We start from the raw sequence: 20,889 nt of genomic DNA, 5'->3' as shown, positions 1-20,889 counted from the left end.
GGTCTGGCGGGGTGGCCTTTGGGGGTAGGTGGGGCCACCTCCTGGGCCAGGTGCAGGCAGAGGTCCAGGACTTCCCTGGGTCTAGGCTTCCTTCGGGGAAATCCGCGCTTGCCACTGGGGAAACGCATACCTCAAGAAGGCTTGCAAAGCAAGCTCAGTTTGGCAAGCGTTCCATCTTGCAAACCCCGAAAGCGGGGGATTACCATGGGAGCATGACAGGGGTAGAAATGGACTACTGGACCAAGTGGGCCGTAGCCCTAGCTTTTTCTCTGGGCTTTGTCCTCTCCTCTTACGGCTTGGCGGGGATCTGGGCCTGGCTGGACGAGAGGAAGGACCGGAGGCGCTGATCGGGGACCTGGAGGTCCCCCTGCCTTTATCCAACCCTTTCCGGCAAGTCCCTAGCCCCAAGCCATCTTGTACACCTTACACCCTTCTTCCCTTCCCTAAACAGTCGATCTAGCCCAAAAAAACCCTGAAGCGCTAAGGTAAAGGTATGGAGCCGGACGCCAACCGCGGGCAGGACCCGGCCAATTCTGACCCCTTCTCTAGCCTTGTCCGCCGTATCGAAACTTGGCGGAGAAGAATTCTCATGCGGTCCACGGTGGAAGCAGGTGGGTGGCTTATGGGTTTTACAACGGGCTTCGCCGAGGGGTTGAAGGCCAAGGGAAGTTCGGGAGAGCCTAACCTTCCCCCACCTCTCTCCAGCGTTCCTCCGTCCAAAGTGTGGGACACGGCCCGCTCCAACTCGTGGAGGGGTGCTTGGGAGATCCTCACGGAACGCGGTGCGGACCTTGGGATCTGGCTCTGCGGGGAAGGAGAAGAAAAACTCCTAGCCCGACCTCTCGACGAAAAAGACCTCCACAGCTTCATCTACGGGTACGAGGAGGGCCTCCTGATAGGGTTTGCCATTGGGAAGCACCATCCTTGGGGGTAAAGGCTCCTTTCCCTCCCGCACCGGGTTCTATCCGCCTTGCCCTCTAGGCCCCATCTTCGCCTTGACGTCTCGCCGGAACGGGTGGCGAGTGCCTTAGTGGTCCAAGGCCACCTCAAACGTAGGGGGCGGGGAGTGGGTTTCGGGCTAGGCCTAGGCTAGCCGCGCCTTCTGACTCAAAAGGGAGGGGAGCGTGGGGCCCCCACGCTCCCCTGTAGACGGCCTCAGTTGTCGCCGTATAAGGGGCTTTGCCGGTTTTGCGGGTTGGCCCAGCTTTCCCCGAAGAAGAAGTCTTGGGCGTTGTTATCGCTGTCCTTACCCGAGGGCAGGCGCTTCCAGCTGATCTGGCCTGAGGGGTTGGCGGTGGGGCCGTCGGGGATGCCCACCCCTTCAAACTGCCCGCTCGCGGCAAACCCTACCAGGTCCACCACCTGCCCCTGGGCGTCCAGGAGGCGCACCGCCCGGTTATCCCCAATGCCTGTGGCATAGGTCTGGTCTGGGGGCACGCTCAGGCTGTAGCCCCCAGAGGCGGTGTTAGCCAGGAGGTAGTACTGGCCGGGCTCCAGGGTCACGCTGGCCAAAGCGGTCCTCTCCCCCCAGGAGGTCCCGCTCCAGCCTTGGAGTTTTCATCTCGTGAGGTCCACCGGGGTGCAGGAGCGGTTGAAGAGCTCGATGAACTCGTCGTTTCCTCCGCTCGGCCCCCGGAAGCGGAACTCGTTGATGACCACGGGGGCCCCCTCCTGGGCGCAGGTGGACCCTCCTGTGCCGGGTCCACCCCCCGAGGGCGGGGCGTCGGCGGTGAGGGCCAGGGCCAGGAGGAGGGGGTCGTGGTCGCTGGCCCGGTAGGGGTCGGGCGCATAGCGGTCGTCGGTTTTGTAGGCCAGGGTGTAGTCCAGCACCAGGGGCTCATCGGCGTTGATGTGCCAAACCAAGACCCCCTGCACCTGGGCGGTGAGGCTCGGGGTGGCGTAGGCGTGGTCCAAAGTGGACAGACACATGTAAGACGCCGAGTGGGATAAAAAGATGGGGAACCGACCCTATAGCGGAGGTTCCCCATATGGAGGAGGGGCTAGCCGGGCTCAAGCCCAAGTCCCGCCGCCCCAAGCGTACACGGGGAAAGAGGCACTGGAGGCCCGAGCTTCTTCTCCGGGTGGAAGAGCTGAGGAAGGCGAACCCCACCTGGGGGCGATGGCCCATCTGGGTGACGCTCCGGAAGGAGGGTTATGCGGTGAGCGAACGCACGGTGGGCCGTATCCTGGCCCACCTTGAGGGGAGAGGACGGGTGGAGAGCGTGGCCCGCTTTCTGGCTAGGAGGGGGAGAGGGAAGGCCAGGGGGAGAGGTAGGAGACCCTACGCCCGAAGGAAGCCCCGGGGATACGAGGTCCAGGCTCCTGGGGATCTGGTCCAGGTGGACACCTTGGGGGTGACCCTGGGGCCTGGGGAGGTGGTGCGGCAGTTTTCGGCGGTAGACCTTTGTTCCCGCTATGCCCTGGGGGAGGTGCATGGCCGGGCCACGGCGAGGTTGGCTGGGGCGTTTCTGTCCCGACTGGTGGCCGAGGCGCCATTCCCCATCCGTGCGGTACAGGTGGATGGGGGTAGCGAGTTCATGGCGGAGTTTGAGGAGACTTGCCGGCGTTTGGGGATTGCCCTGAAGTGCTACCCCGAATTTGGACCACCCCAAGAGAGAGGCCAAGGGGTGTAGCCTGGGGGAAGCAAGATGCGCAAGTGGTCGGCGAAGGACAAGGCGAGGATCGTGTTGGAGTTGGTATCCGGCCAAAGGAGCGTCGCTGAGGCCGCTAGAGTCCATGGGGTGGCGGAGTCGGTGCTCTACCGCTGGCAGCGGGAGTTCCTGGAAAACGCCCATGCCGCTTTTGCCTCCGGCTGCAGCGAGCAAGAGGCCCGTATCCGCGAGCTGGAACGCTTGGCCGGCCAGCTGGCCCTGGAGTTGGAGGTCCTAAAAAAAGCCTCCGCACTCTACCGGCAAAGGAAAGGCGGCGGCTGGTGATGGCCTTGGGGGAAGCCTATCCCCTCCGCCTGCTCTGTCGCCTCCTGGAGGTTCCCCGCAGCAGTCTCTACTACCGCCCCAAGGGCCTTGGGGAGGAGGAAGAGAGGCTTTGTGCACGGTTGCGGGAGTTGGCGGGCACCTGGCCCCGCTATGGCTACCGCCGCCTGGGGGCGCTCCTGCGGGAGGAGGGGTTTAGGATAGGGGACAAGCGGGTGCGCTCCTTGATGCGGGAGGAAGGCTTGCTCCTTCCCCGGCACCCTCCCAAGCTCAAGACCTCTTTCCCTGGGGTTCTTCCCCTAGGGGAAGGGTGCAACCTGCTGCCTGGGCTTGAGGTGAAGGCGCCCGACGAGGTGTGGGTAGCGGATCTGAGCTACGTGGTCCTGGGGGAAGAGACGGCTTACCTGGCGGTGGTGATGGACCTTTACACCCGCCGGGTGCTGGGGTTGTCCTTGGGGCGGAGGCTGTCCCAGGGACTGGCCTTGGCGGCCTTGGAGCAGGCCTTGCGGGAGGGGGTGCCGCGGGTCCATCACTCGGACCAGGGGGTGCAGTACACCTCCAGGCGGTACGTGGAACGATTGGTAGGGCTTGGGGTAAGGCTGAGCTATGCGGGGAGGGGGAGGCCATGGGAGAACGGGCATGCGGAGCGGTTGATCAGGACCATAAAGGAAGAGTGGGTGGACTTGCGGGAGTACCGAACCCTAGAGGAGGTGCGGGCATCGGTGGAGGCCTTTGTTTTTGAGGTGTACAACCGCAAGCGCCCCCATTCTGCCTTGGGGTATTTGACGCCTGTAGCCTTTGCGGAGCGTTGCTTGAACGGAGGTGAAAATCTGACTAAACTGGGTGGCGGAGTGGTCCAAATTTAGGGTAGCAGTACACCTTTTTGTGCTGCCTCCCCGGAGCCCCAAGCTCAACGGGCATGTGGAGCGGCTACAGCGGACCTTTAGGGAGGAGTTTTACACCCGACCTTTGCCCACGGGGGTTAGGGAGCTACAGGCGGAGCTCAAGGCCTACCTTGACCACTACAACCGCAGGAGACCCCACAGGGCTCTGGGGGGCCTTGCTCCCTTGGAGTTTCTGGCTAGGATGCAGGAGGGGTCGGTTCCCCAAGGTGTCTCAAATGTAGTGGCCAATTACACCCCGTTGACGTAGCCTCCGGGAGGCCCTATGCTTGAGGCAGGGACTGGGCCCGGGCTACGCCCGGGCCTAGTACGTTTTCCAAGGCACCCAAGCACCTCATCCCTCGCCACGCACCAGCCTCTGGGCCACCGCCGCCCCCACATTCCGCTCCCTAAGTAGAGGCTGCACGAGTCCCTGGAAGGCCTGCCAAAGGTCTTCCCGCCGAGGTGCGTATCCTCCCTGGGTCTTCAGGAAGTGGCCGTACACATACGCCGGAAAGTCTGCGGCGGCCATCAGGAGGTGCCCCTTTCCCACAGGGGCGGGCACCCCCAGAAGGCGGAACCCTCCCCCTTGGCCCCGGAGGGCTTCAAAGGGCGCAGCCTGAGTCAAGAAGCGGAGGTCCTCGGGCATGCGGGTTTCGAAGAAGAGAAACCCATAGCCATTGAGGGCCTCGAGGCGGTCGTTTACCTCCTCCAGAAGCAAGGCAAAAAGGGCCTGACGCAGGCGAAAGCCCAGCTCCCGATCTCCCCGCCTCAAGCCCAAGCGCTCCGCCAAGTCCTGCTTTTCCACCCACACCGCAGAGAAGCCCGCGGCCCCTCGGGCTATGGCTTCCAAAATAGCGTGAAAGGCTTCCAGGGCCTCCGGCACCCCTAGCCGTTCCCCAGAAGGGGGGTCGCGGTAGAGCCCCGTGCGCTGATAGAGTTCCACCGCGTGTAGAGGGGCCAGGTGGCGCAGCCCCAGTTTGGCAGCGAGCCTTAAGGCCTCTTCCCTCACGGCCCCTTCCAAGGCCAGGTAAGGGCTTCCAGCGCGCACCAGCGTGGCAAAAAGCACGTGGAAGGGTTGGCCAGGGGAGTGCAGATCCCCACCCGTTTCCCCATACTCGTCCACGTACACAGCGTAGGCCGATTCCACCGCATCAGGTTAGCACCAGGCTCTCCCCCATCTCCAGGTACCAGCGGAAGCAGGTCGAGAACTCGCAGCCTGGCCCGGGGGGATCGACCTGGACCCCCTGGTCCTGCACGCCCTGGTCACGGGGAGCCCGCTCCCCGAGGCGGTGGGGGGACCCGCGGTTCATTTGGGGTAGGGGCCCCAAAGAGGCCGCCTAGGCCACCCGCCCCTGGGGGGCCTGGCGGAGGAGGGGGCGGTTCACCCCAGCAGCACCACCCGCAGCCTGCCCTCGTAGGCCGCCAGGTGTTGGTCCGCGGTCCAGAGCTCCTTGGCCCCTGCTTCCAAGGCGGTGGCCAGGATGAGGGCGTCCACCAGGGGAAGGTGAAGCCCGTGGGAGAGCCGGGCCGCCCTCTCCCCGATGCCCCAGTCTGGCCAGACCACCCGGCACACCGCGGGGATGGCCTTTAGGAGAAGCTCCCCGTCCTCCCGGTCCAGGGCCCCCTTGAGGACCAAGCGGAGGAGCTCCACCAGGGAGAGGCCGGACACCACCCCCTCCTCCCCCTCCACCAGGGCCTCCCACTTGGCCCTGGCCCCCTCGTGCCCCTGGAGGAGGCGGAGGAAGAAACCGGTGTCAAGGGCGGTCACGCCGCCCCTCCTCCAGGAGCCGGAGGGCTTCCGGGGCCACGCGGGCTTTCCCTGCCCGCCGGAGGACCTCCAGGCCCAGGGCCTTCCGCCGGCGCTCCTTCAGGTAGGCCTCCAGGGCCTCGGCGGTGAGGGCGCTCATGGACTTGCCCTCGTTCTCCGCCGCCTGCCTTAGGAGGCGGGCCAGGTCCTCGGGGAGGTGCACGGTTAGGCGCATACACGCATAGCATAACACGCCCCTTCCGCTCCCCGCTCCTGCTGGGGGGCCTTGAGCGTTAGGCCACCCGCTACTGGGGCAGAAGAGAACCCTCCGCTTTGTAAAGCCCCTGCTACCTTTCCACCAAAAAGATCCCGCCTAAAACAGGGTTTTTGCCAAGTTGCGGGCTACCGAGAGACCACCCCCCCTGGGGGAAACGGCGTTCCTGTTTCTGCTGGTGCGATAGACCTGGCTGGACCGGACCGCGGGCCACCTCACCCCCTAGGATCGCTCATCCAAAGGGAGATGGGGGGTGGGGAGAAAAGTTTTGTCTAGAGCGTGTTGATGACTTTGCCCAGCAAGTCCACAAACCTCTTCAGGAGGAGCATGGCAAAAGCCAAGAGGTGCAGCCCCGCCACCGTCTCGGGTAACCGCTCATAGTCCCGCACCAACCGCCGAAACCGCGTCAGCCAATCAAACTCTCCACCACCCACCGCCGCGGCAACAGCACAAAACCCCGCCTCGCCGCCTCCGCCGCCCTCTCTCCCGTGTACCCCTGGTCCACAAAGGCCACCTTCTCCCCCATCGCAGGGGATTTCCAGCTGGCCCAGGTATCCTCCCCAGGGTGGTCCCCGCTGGCGGTCAGGCGGAGCTGGCTTTAGCCATAGAGCTGAGCGGGAACCTCGTAGCCCCACCCAGGGCCTACCGGGTCAACCTCACGGGGCGTCTGGTCGGTACAGGGGTCGACCAGGTTCGCTACCGCTTCCTCGCCGAGCGGTCCCAAGCTGACCGCCTGGTGCTGGAGCTCACGGGGCCGGACCCGGTCGAGGTCTGGACCCTGGTCTCGGCGCCCGCTCGAGTTTCTGTGCGGCTTGGCCACCTGGAACGCGCCCTGGACTTCCACCTGGCGGTGGCCCCGTGCTTGGCAGGTTGTGGGAGGTAAGCCATGAAGGGAAGCGTTTGGTTGTCGATGGTTCTTTTACTCCTCACGGGGTGTGCCCTGGACCCAGGGAGCCCGCGGGACACCTCAGCCTGGGAACCCGTGTGGCTCATGGTTCCTGACGGGAGCGAGGTACGGGTGATGGGGCAGCGGGTACCCTGGGCACCCCCCGGGTATGTGGTGATCCAGGGGGACATCTTGGTCCCGCAAAGCCCCATTCCGCCCTCTACCCTTGCGCCCCAGGGGTTGGCCCAGGATCCCATAGCCTGGGGGCGGCTTTGGCCTGGTGGCGTGGTTCCCTACACGATCGATCCGGGGGTAAGTCCGGACCAGAGGGCCCGCATCCAGGAGGCCATCGCCCACATCCACGAGAAGACTTCCATCCGCCTGGTGGAGCGCACCGACCAGGCGGACTATGTGCGCTTTATCAGCGATGGCAGACCGGAAACCTGCTGGTCTTATCTCGGGCGGATCGGGGGACCCCAGGATCTGGACGTCTACTGCGGTCAGAACGGGGTTCCGTCCGTAGGCACCGTGGTGCACGAGATCCTACACGCCCTAGGATTCCTGCACGAGCAAAGCCGGGCGGACCGTGACGAGTACGTGGAGATTCTCTGGGAAAACATCCAGGAGGAATCTTGGCCCCAGTTTGCCAAGATCGGGGGCAGGGGCAAGCTTTACCAGACCTACGACTACGAGTCCGTTATGCACTATGGAGCCAAGGCCTTCTCGAAGAACGGCAACTACACCATCCTTCCTAAAAACGGGATTCCTCCTGAGCGTATCGGTCAGAGTCAGGGCCTAAGCCCTGGGGACATCGAGTCTATACGGCTTTATTACACCGCCCCCATGGTCCGGCTCCGGTGGTGGTTCCACCAGACCACCTTCACCACCAATTACAGCTTTCCCCAGGAGGTCCTCAACGTGGGAGCGGTGGACGCCTGGCTAGAAGGAGTAGTCCTCGAGGGCACGTGGCTGCAGGGGGCCACGCCCCAGACCGCCGAGATCCCGGCAGGGGGGAGCGCCACGCTTCTGTTCCAGGCCAAGCCCTGCCCCTCTCTGGGCTTCCAGGCGGAAACTGTGGGGCTTAGGGTCCAGGGCGGGGAAACCTACCAGATCACCTACACTCGGGCCTGCTACCGCTATCCCGACGTCCTGACCCTCCTGCGCCTAGAACCCGCGGGACGGGAAACTCTTCTTCTCACCTTTGCTGAATGGACCTGAGCCAAGCGGTACGCCCTCGAGGGCACGGTGAACGGGGCCTCCATCGCTCTTCCCTATAGAGACCTTTCCAGCGATCGAGCCCAGCCCCTGTACACGGCCCTCTTACGGCTGGAGGGAAGAGCGGGCCAGGAGGTGTGCCTGCGGATCACTCCCTTGGACTCCACCGCCGCCAACCCCACCCCCGCCACCGCTTGCGCCAGGGTCCCCGAATAGGCTTCCGCATCCTGGTCGGGATGGCCAAAAGCGGGCAGGCAACCATGAAAAGGCATGCCGCTAGGGATGGATGGTATAGGCAGCCTCCTTTCCCTTGGGATCGAGGGCCTTCACGGCCTTTCTAGGGCCGGTCCCTTTCCAAAAACCGCGGGTAGGCCCCGCCCCGTGCCCATCCCTTGTCCCCGGGGGTTGCATGTGGTCGCTTCAAATACGACAATAAGCTCATGACCCTACCCGCCACCCCCCTGGCCCGGGCAGAACTGGTGGCCCAAGGGCTCCCGAGGGAAGCCCTGGAGGAGGTCCGCAGAAGCCTGGAGCTCACCCAAGGGGAACTGGCCCAGGCCCTGCGCACCACCCCCAGAACCCTGCAGCGCCAAGGCCCGAGGCTCACCCCCGAGCTCTCCGACCGCCTCTACCGCCTCTACCGCCTCTGGGAAAGGGCCCTTCTCTTCCACGGGGACGAGGCCCGGGCCCGCCGCTTCCTCAAGGCCCCCAATCCGGCCCTGGGGGGCCGGAGGCCCCTGGACCTCGCGGGCAACGAGGCGGGGCTGGAGGCGGTGTTGGACCTCCTGGACAACCTGGAGGAAGGGGTCTACCTCTAGCCCATGCGGGCCTACCGCCTGGTGAAGGAGGCCCACGCTCCGGAGGCCCTCAGCGGGAGGGGTGCGGCCCTAAGGGGCGGGCGCTGGAACCCCAAGGGCTTCCCCGCGGTCTACGCCAGCGAGCACCTGGCCCTGGCGGTCCTGGAGTGGCTGGCCTACGCCCTGGAGTTTTCCTCCTTAAGGGGCTACGTCTACTTCCGCCTGGAGGTACCCGAGGCCCTGATCCGCGAACCCGAGGCCCTGCCCCCGGACTGGCGGAACCTGCCCTACCCGGCCTCCACCCAAGAAGTGGGACGGGCTTTCCTAGAAGCGGGCGAGGGACTGGCCCTGCGGGTGCCTTCCGTCCTGGTGCCCGAGGGGTGGAACCTGGTCCTCAATCCCCGCCATCCTGCCTTCCGGGAGGTGCGGGTGGAGGGGCCTTTCCCCTTCCTTCCCGATCCGCGCCTCGAGGGCCTCTGGGCCCGGGCAAGGGGGCTGGGGGGCTAGCCTCAGGCCCCGGACCTGTCCTTCGCGAAAGAGAGCTTTCGCGAACAAGGAAGGAACTTGATTGGGACGGCTTTAAGCGTGATAGTGCGTCCTTTTGGCCTTCACCGGATGGAGGCCCGGTCCTACTGGGGGCTGGTGGCAAGGGTGAACCTCATTCTCTTGGCCCACAACGTCGTCCGGAGTTGGGTCCTCCTGAAGATGCGGGGGTGGAGCTCTGAGGTAGCAAACGAAGGAAGTGGCTGTTGTGACCCCACAGTCAGCCTGCCCGTTCCATGAAGCGGACAATCCTCACCCTGGTTCTCGTTCCCTTCCTGGCCCTTTTGGGCCTGGCCAGTTCCAAGCCTAAAACTCTCTCTGAGCTGCGTTATGTCGGTACCATTCCCCAAACCTCCTGGGAGACCTGCGGGGCTGCGGCCCTGGCCACCCTGCATCGCCTCTTTGGTCTGGAGGCCACGGAGGGGGAGATGCTGGAGGGGGCCCTTCAACACCAGCAGGGACTGGATGGGGGTCTCAACGCCCTGAGCCTGGTGCAGGCCTCGGGGGAGCGGGGCTTGCCCTTGGGGCGCTACCGCATGGACCTTCAGGGCTAGCAGACCTACTTTACCCGCGGGGGGCTGCCCGTTATCCTCCACGTGACCCGGCCGGAGCTGTACTGGGTGGTGGGGGTGGTTCTGGTGGAGGGGTTTCTGGCCAGGGGCTTGTCCTGTGTCATCTCCGTATCCGCAGCCGTTTACCGTTCAGTACGGAGAAGGCACCCACCATCTCCACTCCGTGCTCCCTCAGGGCCCAGGCCACCCGGTTCGCCTTTTCCAAAAAAGGCAGCCCCTCCAGGCGCAGGAGCAAGACCCCAGTGCTGAGGAGCCCCTGGCGGAAGACTAGCTCCCCGAAGTCCTTATCCGTGGTGAGGAGTAAAGCCCCTTCCTCCCGAGCCAAGGCCAAGACCTCGGGGTCTTTTATGCCTGGGCGCATTTCCGCCACGTAGAGAACCTCGTGCCCTTCTCCCCGGAGCCTGCCCACGATGGGGGCGTCTACCCCCTCATCCGCCAAGAGCTTCATGCCGCCCGCTCGGGGTAGGGGTAAGTCCGCTCCCCTCCTACTGCTTCTGCGGCGTAGAGGAGGGCCGCCCGTAGACCCTCGGGGGTGAGCCGGGGAAAGGCTTGGAGGATATCCTCGGGGGTCTCCCCTGCCGCCAGACGGCGCAGGATCTCCTCCACGGTGATGCGGGTGCCCGCCACCACGGGCTTGCCGCCCATGACCTCCGGGTCCACCACGATGGCCCCTTCCATACCCTTTTTATGGTAAGGCAAAAGGCGGTTTGTCCCCCCAAGAGGCCGTACACCAAGGGCTCGAGGATCGCCACCTGCAGGCGCAAAGCTCCGCCGCGGCTTGAAAGGTAGCGCACCCAGGCACCACTACGGTAAGCCCTTCCCATAGGTCATAGAGTCCCCGCAACGCCTTGCGGAGCTGGGGCCTGCCGAGGCGCCCGTCACGATAAATGGCGTGCAGAACGCCTGTGCTTTCCGTCAAGACAGAGGCACAAGCCCCTACCGCCAAGAAAGCCTCGCGGGCGATCTCTGAAACAGCCTCCTGGACCAGGAGCTTGGTCACGGGCGCAGCCCGCATCTTGCGGAGTCCGCTGGTCTCCAGGAAAGGCCCGCCTACCTGCGGGCTTCCTTGGGGTAGTCCAAGGTCAGCCTCTAGCCCATACCCTCCTCATCTCCGGGTCTGTTGGTTGCCGCCCTGGGGATTCTAAGGGGTGGCTGCTTAGGGCCCTGGCTTTCGATCACGAGGTGAGAGTCCAACCGGGTGCTGGGGGGCGTCCGGCCCAGGAGGCTTGGGGGTACCCGTTGGGTCGAGACAGGGAAACTGCTAGGGAAAACCGACATAGGACCCTTAGCCCGCAGGCTGGCAAGGCTTGCCAGCGTTTTCAGATTGCGGTGTAGGATTAGACGGCTAGAATCCCGTCTGGGACAGCCTTTGGCAGGGGTTGCCATTTCCTGACCCTTCCCCTCGAGGCCCCCAAAACCCCCCGGAAACCCCGGGGGACCGGGGGAGGGGTGGGCCTCGAGGTCCGGGCGTGAGTCAGGGGCTGCGTTTCAGTAGAAGAGGATGAACGAGGTAGACCTAAGGCCCATGTGGCAGGAAGGGAGTAGTGTCCAGGGTGAGGTTTGGGGAGGGCGCGTGGGGTTCAGGTGCCCCAGCCCCTTTTACGGGGAGGGAAGCCTCCAGCTGGAGGAAGGCCTCCTGGGATTGAGTTTGAGGCCTGGGGGCACCAGCGCGGGCAGTTCCTCCCCGAAATCCGAAGACGCACACCGTGTGCGCAACCGCTCCCTTAGGGCCAAGTTCGGCCCCCCCCCTTGCGCTCGCGGTGTGCGCAATGCCTTGCACCTGGGAGAAACCGAGGGTTGCCTGGAGTATGCCTCCAGGTTACCTTTCTTCCCCTCTCTGCCCTGGTGCCTCGCCAGAACCCCGCCCCGCCCGGGGGCGGGGACCTGACCCTGGGGGCCCCCAACTACACCCGCACCTTCCGCGCCACCTCTACCTTCTCCAACGTGTCCACGGGGAATCTCAGCGTAGACGCCAGGGTGGTCTGGTCCGATGCCTTGACGGCGTGGGAGCCCAGCCCCTCCGCCTGGCGGGGCGTGCTCTACAGCTACCTGCCGATTGTCGTGCGCGTGCAGTACAGCATCGTTTCCGGCACCCTCACCTTCTCGGTGAGCGGCCTCACCGCTGACGGTGCGGCCACGGTTTCGGCGGGGGGCTACTCCGCCACCGTGGGCGGGGGCGGGAGCCAGAGCGTCCGGGCCCTCCCCGGCAGGTACAGCACCAGCGCTTCCTCGGAGGTGAGCGTTTCCCGCTCTGGCAGCGGGGTGAGCTGGACGGAGACCTACACCCTGCAGTCGGTTTCCCCTACCGAAGCGGTAGTGCGCTCCTATGGAAGCTCGGGGGTTTCCGCGTCCTACTCCGGCCCCCTGCCGGGCACCCTGTGTGAAGACGGAAGCTGCCGCCAGGTCGCCCCAGGGGCCTACACCGCCCCCGCTTCCCAGCTCCTGCGCACCTACACCCAGACCCGGACGCAAAGCTACCCCTCGGGCCACACCGGGAGCGTCACCGTCACCGAGACCTGGGAGGACTGGAAGGTCTGGAGCCCAGGGGTGGTGGGGGTGTCCTCGAGGGGGACGGCGCAGTTCACCTCGAGGGTGGAGAGTCGGCTGGTGGACACGCAGAGGACCGAAGATTGCCGGCCCGACCGTGGAGGCGGAAGCTCGCCTCCCTCGGTTGCCAGAATCTACGAGTGGTCTGACCCAAAGTGGGTTCTGATAGCCACCTACAGCGGTCCAGACCCGTTTTTGTACTGGGCAACGAACTTCGATGTATCGAAGACCGTGCTCTGCCTGCCGTCTTACTCTAGATGCCCCTAACCTCCTGTGCGCTGGTGAAGGCTATTCAGAAAGGCTTCCAGGCTCCCCCGGCAAGGCTTCCTGACCTCCCCGCGAACCCCTCCCCCACTCGCCGCACAGGGGCGCTAAGGCTACCGGCAGGCCCCTCCCGCTCCGCGGCGCTAGGCTACGAGGAGGAAAGCGCTACGGTACAAGGGCTAGTAGCAGACGCCGATTGCTGGAGGGCTGGGGCAACCGAGGCCGGGAAAGGCCGCCCGTGGTCCATGCGCAAGGAGGAGTGCTCGTGAAACGAAAGGCTCTTGTCTTAGGCTTCCTGATGCTGCTAACAGCCCCGGCTCTTGGGGTGCTCTACGTGCTGGCCGCCCGCTACCAGGAAGGGCCAGGCACCCCTGCCCACCGCCAGGGAAGGGCCATGGCGTTTTTGCCTCCGGGTTTGGCGGCACTGGTGTGCCGTGCGTCGGAAAGCCAGGCCGCCTGCCTTCAAGGCTACTTCGGCACCCGCATCCCCAAGGAGATCAAGGGCCTCCCTGAGAGGTACTGCCGGGGGCTCTCCGGAATGCCCGGCCGGGTCTGCTCCGAGGCGGTGGCCGTGCGCTTGCTGGACTTCCCTTCTTCGGTGCGGCTCTGCGAGCGGCTTCCGGACCCGGGAGCCTGCGCACGGCGCATGGGGCTGGGCGCTTATGTCTTGGGAGGCAGGATGCGGGTGGAAGAGGAGTGTAGCAAGGCGGAAGGTTCCCTCCGTCTCAACTGCCATCTGGGGGCGGCTGTGGAGATGGTGAAGCGGCGGCCAGGGGAGAACCTGAAGCCCGCCTGGGAGCTGTGCACGCAGGCGGATGCCGATGGGAGCCTCTGCGCCCAGGGTCTGGGCAGCGTCCTCCTGGGGATGGTGCAGGACGCAGGGCGGGCCCGGCAGCTCTGCCTCGTCCTCCCCTCTCCCCAGGCCGCCCGGTGCGCCGCCGGAGTGGAGGAGGCAGCGAGGGAAAGGCGCTGAGGGGTTGAGCAAGAGGGGGGCGGGGGATACCCCGCCCCTTCCCCGTTGCCCTCACCTTAAGGGCCAAAGGTTCTCCGGGGTTTCCACCTGGAAGCGCCAGGTCTTCTCCCACACCCGGGAGCCAACCCGAGCCTTCAGGTAGACCTCGTACTCCGCCCCAGGGGTGAGGGGCTCGCGGGGGAGGACGATGACCGCCCCCAAATCGTTGAGTATCGAGAGGGCCGCGTTCCGCCAGAAGCCGCGGTCTTCCCAGTACTGCAGGCTCCCGTAGGCGCAGACCGGGTTCTCCGCCCCGTCGGACACCCTCACCAGCCGGGCTTCCAGGACCTCGGTGTCCGCCTGGGCGAAGGTCATGAGGGTGACGGGGAAGCCGAAGGGCCGCAGCCCGCTGGCGTTCCAGTCGAGCCCCGGCTGGCTGAAGAAGGGGCGTTGCCTGGGGAGTTCGGGGTGGAGGCAGGGGTAGGCGGGGTTGGGGTCTTCGTAGCCGTTGAAGGAAGCCACGGGTACCCGCATCCCCGGGACGGGGAAGGGCACCTCCTGCACCCCAGGGTTCGGGGTCGATGAGGAGGAGAAGTAGGGGAGGGTAGCCCGAGTGTGGCCGAAGATTACCCCGTTCCAGGGGAGCACGTCCCGGTAGATGCCCGGACCCACCCGCAGGGACCAGGGGTAGATGAGGCTGAAGCGGTGGAAGGGAGCGGCCATCCATGCGTTGATCGGGCTTTGGTCCGGAGACCAAGAGGGGCGCTCGTTCTGTAGACCAAGGCGCCCCCATTCTTTGCCCACCCGTCCTGCACCCCGCCCCTCCTCGCTGGCGAAGGGCTGGGAGAGGTCCTCGTCGTGGGGAAGACTACTGGCACCGTTCATTGCGCTGTACCGACTGTGGAGCCAGGCCCGCCAGGCCCACTCCGGATCCTCCTCCACCACGCCGGGGAGGCCGGCCCGGGCGCGCCACTCCCGCAGGGTCTCCACCGCCCCCCGGTCCCCGTAGGGGATACGCAGGTACACGGGGAAGGTCCACTCCCTGCCCCCCTGGTCCACCGCCACCAGCTCCCACTTGAAGGGCCCCTGGGGCAGGGCGTCCTGGGCCACGCTGAGGGTGAAGGTGGCCTCGAGGTTGGTGGCGGTGAGGGTGAACCGCTCCTGGGTGTGCTCCACCCCGGGGGTAGCGGGTGGCGTCCCAGCCGGGGCAGTAGCTCGTGCCCTTGGCGCAGGGGTCGGCCAGGCGCAGGTAGACCTCAGCACTCTCCGCCCCCTGGGCCAGGCGGACCTTCACCTGGCGGGTCTCGCCGGGGCGGGCCTCGAGGAGCTCCCCCGTCCCCGCCAGGGCCTCCACGGGGGGCCTGGGCACCTGAACGAGGTTCTGGCAGGCGGAGAGGAGGAGGGCCAGAGCCGAGAGGGTTGCAAGGGCAAGCCGGGGCAAAGGCAAGGGGCTTTTCCTGCGCATGCCGTCATTTTACGGCTTCTTGTTTTTGGTCCACCTCTTGGAGTTTGGGAGGCTCATCTGCAGGAATAGAGAAACCTGGAAGAGCATTGGAGTTCCCAAAGGCCCTCAGATGCAGCTACTTGCTGTGATAAGATAGCTACATGGAACGGGTGCCCCTCCGCCTCCTCAAGAACCGTCTGGGCTTTTACCTGCGCAAGGTGCGCCAAGGGGAGAGCCTGCTCCTGACGGACCGGGGGAGGCCCGTGGCCCGCCTGGTGCCCGAAGGCTCAGGCCTCGAGGCCCGCCTCCAGGCGCTGGCCACCTTGGGCCTTCTGGACCTGGGGGAGGGGCGGCTTCCCGACCGGGAGCCTGTGGCCTATAGCCGGGCCAGCGTGGCGGATCTCCTGGTGGAGGAGCGGTAGTGGCCCCGGTGGTCTACCTGGACACCAGCGCCCTGGTCAAGCGCTACGTGGCCGAGGCGGGCAGCGACGAGGTGCGGACCCTCCTTCGCGGGGCTGAGACCGTGGGCACCGCGGCGGTGGCCCAAGTGGAGATGGCCGCCGCCCTGGCCAAAGCGGTGCGCACGGGAGCCCTGGCGCGGGAGGAGGGCCAAAGCGCCTTGGGTGCGTTCCTGGAGGATTGGCCCCGCTTGCACCGCCTGCGGGTGACCGATCTCCTCCTGGAGATGGCGCGGGACCTGGCCTGGCGGGAAGGTTTGCGGGGCTATGACGCCACCCATCTGGCCGCGGCCCTTCTCTGGCAGGAGACCTTGGGGGTGCCTGTCCTCATGGCCACCTTTGATGTGGGGCTTTGGCGGGTGGCGGCGAGGTACCTGAAGGTGTGGCCTCGGGATATGGCTTAAGGGATCAAGTTGCCACCTACCCCGAGGCCTGAAAAAATAGCGGCCGATATGTTAGAGCGCATCATAGCGGCCTTCTGCATCATAGGTCAGCCCGCAGGGCTACCTTGCTGACGCCCTCAAGGCCATGGGGCACAAAGGTCAGCCGTAGGCTATGTTCCTGACCCCCAGACCAAGGTGCCCACCAGCGCCATCCTCACCCTAGCCATCCTGGCCGCCATGGAACTGAGCGGCAAGCACAACAAAGCCCTGGCCTTGGCCAAAGAACTCCGTCTCTTCAGCCACATCCCCTCCCCCAGCCGCTGGAACGTAGCCTCACGGCTGACCAACCCCCGCCTGCATCGGGCAAAGGTCCCGCTTGGCCCCAGGGGGGTCTACTGGGGCTACATCCCCAGCAAGCGGGCCTTCTTCCACGGCCTCAAGCTCCACCTCCTGGTGGACGACGGCAAGTTTGTCCATGAGCTGAACCTGACCCCGGGGAGCTTCCACGACCTGACCTCCCTCTTGCTCCTGCCTCTGGAGGTGGAGGAGGGCAAGGAGTTGTACCTGGACCGGGGGTACGAGAGCCACCTCTATGAAGACCTCCTCCGGGAGGCCCAGGGGGTGGTTCCCATGGTCATCCGCAGGAGGAACAGCCGGCGGTACGTGCCTTGGTTGCAGTACCTGGCCATCCTGGGTAGGAGGGTGGTGGAGACGGTGGGCAGCATGCTCCACCATCTCTTTCTCCGCCGCATCCATGCCGTCACCCCGGAGGGCTTTGTCCTGAAGGTCTTCCTCTTCGTCCTGGCTCACAACCTCAGGCTTATCGCACAAAAAATCGCCTAGGTGGCAACTTGGGTTATCCTGAGATTCGTGCGGATTTTGCTCTACGAGGGCCTCGAGGTCCCACCCCACCTGGAAAAGCGACTGGAACGGGTGCTGGAGGATTTGAGGGCAGACCGCCCCGAACGGGCGGAGGTGAAGAAGCTCTCCCCCACCCCCTACTTCCGGGCCAAGCTGAGCGAAAAGGATCGCCTCCTCCTCAAGCTGGTCCGGGCCAACGGGGAAGGGGCCTGGCTCGTCCTGGAGGTCATCCCCAACCACGCCTACGAGCGCTCCCGCTTCCTGCGGGGGGCGGCAGTGCGGGAGGAAGCCCTCCGTCCCCTCCCCGAGGAGGTGCGGGAGGCGGAACCCGTGCGCCACCTAGAGGCGGGGGCCACCCGCTTCCACTACCTGGACAAGCCCCTTACCCTAGACGAGGCCCAAGAGGCCCTCCTCCGGCTACCCCCGCCCCTGGTCCTCCTGGGCGCCGCGGGCTCGGGGAAAACGGCCTTGGCCCTGGAAAGGCTCAAGCGGGAGGCGGGAAGGGTGCTCTATGCCACACAAAGCCCCTTCCTGGCCCAGGAAGCCCGCCGCCTCTACTTCGCCCACGGCTACGAGAACCCTTACCAAGAGGTTGAGTTCCTCGCCTTCCGAGACTTCTTGGAAACCTTTGGGGTTCCAGAGGGCAGGGAGGTTACCTTCCGCGATTTTCAGGCCTTCTTTGCCCCCTACCGCAGAGCCCTGGCCTTCACCCATGCCCACGCCCTTTTCGAGGAGTTCCGGGGAGTGCTCCTGGCCTCCCCGGAGGGCCCCCTTTCCCTGGAAGCCTACCTGGCCCTAGGGGTACGGCAGAGCCTGTACCCCAGGGAGCTTAGGCCCCAGGTCTACGAGGTCTTCCGCCGCTACCTGACCTTTTTGGAGGAGAGGGGGCTTTACGACCCCAGCCTCCTGGCCCACCGCTACCGGAGCCAAGTGGAACCCCTTTACGACTTCCTGGTGGTGGACGAGGTGCAGGACCTCACCCTGGCCCAGCTGGACCTCCTCCTGAGGAGCCTCAAGGCCCCTGGGCGCTTCCTCCTGGCGGGGGACAGCCACCAGATCGTCCACCCCAACTTCTTCTCCTGGGCGGCCCTGAAGACCTACTTCTTCCAGGAGGCGGAGCGGGGAGAGGAGGCCCTGGAGCGCATCCGGGTGCTGCGGGCCAACTTCCGCAACGCCCGCAGGGTGGCGGAGCTGGCCAACCGCCTCCTCCGGCTCAAGCAGGCCCGCTTCGGCTCCGTGGATCGGGAAAGCACCTACCTCTGCGAACCCAGGCTGGACCGGGAGGGCAAGGCGGTGCTCCTGCAGGCCGAACCCAACCTCCTCAAGGACCTGGACGCCAGGAGCCAAAGGAGCGCGGAGGTGGCGGTCCTGGTCCTGCGGGAGGAGGACAAAGAGCGGGCGCGCGCCCAGTTCCGCACCCCCCTCCTCTTCTCCGTGCGGGAGGCCAAGGGGCTGGAATACCCCAAGGTCATCCTCTACGGCTTCGTGGCCGCGGCCCCCGAGGCCTACCGGGAGGTGGCCCGCGGGGTGGACCCCGCTGACCTGGAGGGGGAGCTCGTCTTCCGCCGGGCCAAGGACAAGACGGACAAGAGCCTAGAGGAGTACAAGTTCTTCACCAACGCCCTCTACGTGGCCCTCACCCGGGCCGTGGAGGAGGTGATCTGGGTGGAAGAGGACCCTGCCCACCCCTTCCTGCGGCTCCTGGGCCTCGAGGCCGGGCGGGAGTTCCGCCTGCAGGCCCGGGAGGCGAGCCGGGAGGAGTGGAGCCGGGAGGCGGCCCGCCTTGCCCAGCACGGCAACCTGGAGCAAGCACAGGCCATCCGGGAGGCCTTCCTGGGGGCCAAGCCTGTGCCCTGGACGGTTTGGGACCGGAAGCGCCTGGAGGAGGTCTTGAAAAACCCCGCTGACCTCAAGGAAAAGGCCCGTAGGGAACTTCTGGACCTCGCCCTCTTCCACCGGAACCTCCCCCTCCTGCAGGCCCTGGCCCAGGCCGGCCACCGCCCGGCCCAGGAACTCCTCTCCCCCTGGTTTCTGGATCGGCCCCGCATGCCTTGGGAGGTGGCGGCGGAGACCACCGCCCGCCTCCTCCGCCCCTACGAGGGCAAGGGGTGGAAGGAAATCCTCTGGGACGTGCGCACCTTCGGCCCCGACTTCCGCACCCCCTCGGGAGCCACCCCCTTGATGCTGGCCGCCCAGGCAGGCAACCTGGAGCTGGTTCACGCCCTTCTGGAAGCGGGGGCCGACCCGGAAGCCCGCGACCCCTTCGGCCAGACCCCCTTCCTCTACGCCCTCCTCCGGGCCCTCGAGGACCCCGGCTTCGCCCGCGGGCCCTTCCCCGCCCTGGTGGAGCTCTTGGGTCCCACGGCGGTGGACCTTCAAGTCCCCGAGGAAGGGGGCTTCCGCCTGGTGCGCCTTTACCCCAACCACCCCGAGTTCTGGGTCTTCCTGGCGGCCCTGGCCTTAGCCAAGGGCCTCCGGGCCAACTTCCACCTCAGCGAGAGGGCCCGGCCCTACGAGGGCCTCACCTCGGCCTACCTGGCGGAGGCCCTGGGCCACCTGCCCCCTGGCCTCCTCCCCCGCACCCTGGCGGCCAAAGAAGGGGAGGAGGCGCGCCGCACCTACCTGAACGGGGTCTTGGGCAGGAACGAGGCGCAAAGCAGCTACCGCCCGGCCCGCAGGCTCTTCCTGCGGGTGGCCCGGGGCCGCTACCTGCCCAACCCTCACCTGCGCCTGCGGGTGCGGGAGGGGGAAGAAGAGGTCTGGAAGCCCCTACGAGAAGTGCTGGGGTACGGGCTTCTGGGTCTGGAAGAGCTTCTATAGCCCCGTCGGGCAACGGCCAGAGCCGCCGCGCACCAAGTCGAGAAAGGCAGACTTTTTCGACTTTTCCTTAGTGCTCCACGCCCACCTGCGCCGGCACGCCCAGGTCAAAAGCGTGCTTCACCTTGCGCATCTCGGTGACGGTGTCCGCCAGGGCCAGCAGGGGCTCAGGGGCCCCCCTCCCGGTGACCACCACGTGCACGTGGCGGGGGCGGCTACGCAGGGTATCCAAGAACTCCTCCAGGGATATCCAGCCGTAGCGCAGGGGGTAGGTGGCCTCATCCAGGACGACCAGGTCCCACGCCCCCGAGAGGAGGGCCTCCTTGGCCCGTTTCCAGCCCTCCAGGGCCAGGGCCTTGGAGGCCTCGAGGTCCCGGCTCTTCCAGGTAAACCCGTCCCCCAGGCCCTCAATGGGGATGCCCAAGGCCTCCAGGGCCCGGTGCTCCCCGAAGCGGGCCCCCTGGTGCTTGAGGAACTGGAAGATGCGCACCCTAAGCCCCCGGCCGTGGGCCCTTAGGGCCAGGCCGAAGGCGGCGGTGCTCTTCCCCTTCCCGTCCCCCGTGTAGACCAAAAGGAGGCCCCGCCTCTCCCCTTGCGGCTTGGCGTAGGGCTTCACCCGCTTAGGCTCCTCCACAGGGCATAGCCTACCAGGCCCCCCAGCTCCGAAAGGGCGATCATGGCCCCCAGCACGTCCCCGTTCACCCCCCCAAGCCTCCGCGCCGCCAGGTGGGCGACCCCCCAGGCCGCCAGGAGGGCCAGGAGGGCGGGCCCCGGGTAGAGGAGGGGGAAGGGTAGGGCCAGGAGGAGGGGCGGAAGCACCGGGCCGCCCCGGATCAGCCCCGCCATCCCCGGGTGCAGGAGGGGGTAGCGGTTCAGGAAGGGCAGGATGGCGAAGCGGGCGAAGCCGGGAAGGAGAAGGAGGAAAAGGGGATCCCGCACCAGGGCCAGGGCCTGCCAGAGGAGGAGGAGGTACACCCCGCCCACCCCGAAGGCGAAGGCCCCCAGGTGGGGGTCCTTGAGGAGGCGGAGCCGCTCCTCCCTGGGCCTGGCCCCGAGAAGGGCGTCGGCGGCGTCCAGGAGGCCGTCCAGGTGCAGGAAGCCCGTGAGCCCCAGGAGGAGGGCCAGGGCCAAGGCGGCGAAGAGCCCCTCGGGGAGGGGGAGGAGGGCCAGGAGGGAGAGGGGAAGCCCCAGGGCGTAGCCCGCCAAGGGGAAGAAGGCGGTGCTCCGCCGGAACTCCTCCGGAAGGGCCTCCTTGGGGGCCAGGGGCAAGACGGTGAGGAGGGCAAGGGCCAGGCGCAGGGTCCGCCGCATG

At 66.3% G+C, this 20,889-nt stretch carries 23 protein-coding genes and 5 pseudogenes; 17 read left to right on the top strand and 11 right to left on the bottom strand.

Going from position 1 to position 20,889, the window contains the following annotated elements:
* Positions 1-212: 212 nt before the first annotated feature.
* Positions 213-347, top strand: a complete 135-nt coding sequence (locus tag L1088_RS12430) for a hypothetical protein (RefSeq protein WP_267961053.1) — start codon at positions 213-215, stop codon at positions 345-347.
* Between the two features lie 146 nt (positions 348-493).
* A complete protein-coding gene (locus L1088_RS05365; protein ID WP_234554043.1) occupies positions 494-934 on the top strand; it encodes a hypothetical protein in 441 nt (146 codons plus the stop codon).
* 221 nt (positions 935-1,155) lie between these two features.
* Here the strand turns inward: L1088_RS05365 and L1088_RS05360 are convergent, their stop codons facing one another.
* Complete coding sequence (locus tag L1088_RS05360) at positions 1,156-1,512, bottom strand: lamin tail domain-containing protein (RefSeq protein WP_234554042.1); 357 nt, start codon at positions 1,510-1,512, stop codon at positions 1,156-1,158.
* 45 nt (positions 1,513-1,557) lie between these two features.
* Positions 1,558-1,929, bottom strand: a complete 372-nt coding sequence (locus tag L1088_RS05355) for a lamin tail domain-containing protein (protein ID WP_234554041.1) — start codon at positions 1,927-1,929, stop codon at positions 1,558-1,560.
* Positions 1,930-1,991: 62 nt separating this feature from the next.
* Here L1088_RS05355 and L1088_RS05350 point away from each other — a divergent pair.
* The 3 genes and pseudogenes from L1088_RS05350 to L1088_RS05340 all read left to right on the top strand — a co-directional run.
* Positions 1,992-2,606 (top strand): annotated as a pseudogene (locus L1088_RS05350) (DDE-type integrase/transposase/recombinase); the annotation flags it as partial.
* 42 nt (positions 2,607-2,648) lie between these two features.
* A protein-coding gene (locus tag L1088_RS05345; protein ID WP_234554040.1) for an IS3 family transposase occupies positions 2,649-3,799 on the top strand; the annotation gives its coding sequence in 2 pieces (ribosomal slippage) (positions 2,649-2,886 and positions 2,886-3,799; 1,152 coding nt in all).
* Position 3,800: 1 nt separating this feature from the next.
* Positions 3,801-4,085 (top strand): annotated as a pseudogene (locus L1088_RS05340) (integrase core domain-containing protein); the annotation flags it as partial.
* A gap of 84 nt (positions 4,086-4,169) precedes the next feature.
* Here L1088_RS05340 and L1088_RS05335 read toward each other — a convergent pair.
* From L1088_RS05335 to L1088_RS05320, 4 genes and pseudogenes are all read right to left on the bottom strand, one after another.
* Entirely contained in the window at positions 4,170-4,964 is a 795-nt protein-coding gene (locus L1088_RS05335; protein ID WP_234554039.1) for a hypothetical protein, read from the bottom strand.
* A gap of 234 nt (positions 4,965-5,198) precedes the next feature.
* Positions 5,199-5,585 carry a type II toxin-antitoxin system VapC family toxin gene (locus L1088_RS05330; protein ID WP_135261134.1) on the bottom strand — a complete coding sequence of 129 codons (387 nt, stop codon included), beginning with the start codon at positions 5,583-5,585 and terminating at the stop codon, positions 5,199-5,201.
* Positions 5,572-5,799, bottom strand: coding sequence for a ribbon-helix-helix protein, CopG family (locus L1088_RS05325; protein ID WP_135261135.1), 228 nt, complete (start codon positions 5,797-5,799; stop codon positions 5,572-5,574). The genes L1088_RS05330 and L1088_RS05325 overlap by 14 nt, the downstream gene beginning before the upstream one ends.
* 311 nt (positions 5,800-6,110) lie before the next feature.
* Positions 6,111-6,361: pseudogene (locus L1088_RS05320) on the bottom strand (IS5/IS1182 family transposase); the annotation flags it as partial.
* Positions 6,362-6,403: 42 nt separating this feature from the next.
* Between L1088_RS05320 and L1088_RS05315 the strand changes: the two are divergent.
* From L1088_RS05315 to L1088_RS05295, 6 genes and pseudogenes are all read left to right on the top strand, one after another.
* Complete coding sequence (locus L1088_RS05315; RefSeq protein WP_234554038.1) at positions 6,404-6,721, top strand: hypothetical protein; 318 nt, start codon at positions 6,404-6,406, stop codon at positions 6,719-6,721.
* A 3-nt stretch (positions 6,722-6,724) separates the two neighbouring features.
* Positions 6,725-7,942, top strand: a complete 1,218-nt coding sequence (locus L1088_RS05310) for a M12 family metallopeptidase (protein ID WP_326490755.1) — start codon at positions 6,725-6,727, stop codon at positions 7,940-7,942.
* Positions 7,943-8,379: 437 nt separating this feature from the next.
* Positions 8,380-8,757, top strand: coding sequence for an Xre family toxin-antitoxin system antitoxin (locus L1088_RS05305; RefSeq protein WP_135260250.1), 378 nt, complete (start codon positions 8,380-8,382; stop codon positions 8,755-8,757).
* Positions 8,758-8,760: 3 nt separating this feature from the next.
* Positions 8,761-9,243, top strand: coding sequence for an RES family NAD+ phosphorylase (locus tag L1088_RS05300; RefSeq protein ID WP_135260249.1), 483 nt, complete (start codon positions 8,761-8,763; stop codon positions 9,241-9,243).
* A gap of 51 nt (positions 9,244-9,294) precedes the next feature.
* A pseudogene (locus tag L1088_RS12590) lies at positions 9,295-9,450 on the top strand (transposase); the annotation flags it as partial.
* A gap of 65 nt (positions 9,451-9,515) precedes the next feature.
* Entirely contained in the window at positions 9,516-9,833 is a 318-nt protein-coding gene (locus L1088_RS05295) for a cysteine peptidase family C39 domain-containing protein (RefSeq protein WP_234554036.1), read from the top strand.
* A gap of 118 nt (positions 9,834-9,951) precedes the next feature.
* On the opposite strand, the gene L1088_RS05290 is transcribed toward L1088_RS05295, so the two are convergent.
* On the bottom strand, positions 9,952-10,299 hold the full coding sequence (locus L1088_RS05290) for a DUF5615 family PIN-like protein (protein WP_234554035.1): 348 nt from the start codon (positions 10,297-10,299) through the stop codon (positions 9,952-9,954).
* Entirely contained in the window at positions 10,296-10,529 is a 234-nt protein-coding gene (locus L1088_RS05285) for a DUF433 domain-containing protein (RefSeq protein ID WP_038044101.1), read from the bottom strand. The genes L1088_RS05290 and L1088_RS05285 overlap by 4 nt, the downstream gene beginning before the upstream one ends.
* Positions 10,530-11,696: 1,167 nt before the next feature.
* Here L1088_RS05285 and L1088_RS05275 point away from each other — a divergent pair.
* Together L1088_RS05275 and L1088_RS05270 are read left to right on the top strand one after the other, a co-directional pair.
* Complete coding sequence (locus tag L1088_RS05275) at positions 11,697-12,665, top strand: hypothetical protein (protein WP_234554034.1); 969 nt, start codon at positions 11,697-11,699, stop codon at positions 12,663-12,665.
* Between the two features lie 295 nt (positions 12,666-12,960).
* The gene (locus L1088_RS05270; RefSeq protein ID WP_234554033.1) at positions 12,961-13,635 is read left to right on the top strand and encodes a hypothetical protein; all 675 of its coding nucleotides are present in this window, start codon (positions 12,961-12,963) and stop codon (positions 13,633-13,635) included.
* Positions 13,636-13,686: 51 nt separating this feature from the next.
* Here the strand turns inward: L1088_RS05270 and L1088_RS05265 are convergent, their stop codons facing one another.
* A complete protein-coding gene (locus tag L1088_RS05265) occupies positions 13,687-14,790 on the bottom strand; it encodes a spore germination YkwD domain-containing protein (RefSeq protein ID WP_234554032.1) in 1,104 nt (367 codons plus the stop codon).
* A gap of 429 nt (positions 14,791-15,219) precedes the next feature.
* Between L1088_RS05265 and L1088_RS05260 the strand changes: the two genes are divergently transcribed.
* The 4 genes and pseudogenes from L1088_RS05260 to L1088_RS05245 all read left to right on the top strand — a co-directional run bounded on the left by L1088_RS05260 (position 15,220) and on the right by L1088_RS05245 (position 19,580).
* Complete coding sequence (locus L1088_RS05260) at positions 15,220-15,480, top strand: type II toxin-antitoxin system Phd/YefM family antitoxin (protein ID WP_038044013.1); 261 nt, start codon at positions 15,220-15,222, stop codon at positions 15,478-15,480.
* Positions 15,480-15,920 carry a type II toxin-antitoxin system VapC family toxin gene (locus L1088_RS05255; RefSeq protein ID WP_234554031.1) on the top strand — a complete coding sequence of 147 codons (441 nt, stop codon included), beginning with the start codon at positions 15,480-15,482 and terminating at the stop codon, positions 15,918-15,920. The genes L1088_RS05260 and L1088_RS05255 overlap by 1 nt, the downstream gene beginning before the upstream one ends.
* 48 nt (positions 15,921-15,968) lie before the next feature.
* Positions 15,969-16,742 (top strand): annotated as a pseudogene (locus L1088_RS05250) (transposase).
* Positions 16,743-16,769: 27 nt separating this feature from the next.
* Positions 16,770-19,580, top strand: coding sequence for an ankyrin repeat domain-containing protein (locus L1088_RS05245; protein ID WP_234554029.1), 2,811 nt, complete (start codon positions 16,770-16,772; stop codon positions 19,578-19,580).
* Positions 19,581-19,647: 67 nt separating this feature from the next.
* Here the strand turns inward: L1088_RS05245 and cobO are convergent, their stop codons facing one another.
* Together cobO and L1088_RS05235 are read right to left on the bottom strand one after the other, a co-directional pair.
* Positions 19,648-20,211, bottom strand: a complete 564-nt coding sequence (gene cobO, locus L1088_RS05240) for a cob(I)yrinic acid a,c-diamide adenosyltransferase (protein ID WP_135344100.1) — start codon at positions 20,209-20,211, stop codon at positions 19,648-19,650.
* Complete coding sequence (locus L1088_RS05235; RefSeq protein WP_234554028.1) at positions 20,190-20,888, bottom strand: adenosylcobinamide-GDP ribazoletransferase; 699 nt, start codon at positions 20,886-20,888, stop codon at positions 20,190-20,192. The genes cobO and L1088_RS05235 overlap by 22 nt, the downstream gene beginning before the upstream one ends.
* Position 20,889 lies beyond the last annotated feature (1 nt).

This window comes from Thermus caliditerrae (assembly GCF_021462525.1).
GTDB classification, from domain to species: Bacteria; Deinococcota; Deinococci; order Deinococcales; family Thermaceae; genus Thermus; species Thermus caliditerrae.
The sequence above is the reverse complement of the archived record's forward strand: the minus strand, read 5'-3'. Positions and strand labels throughout refer to the sequence as shown.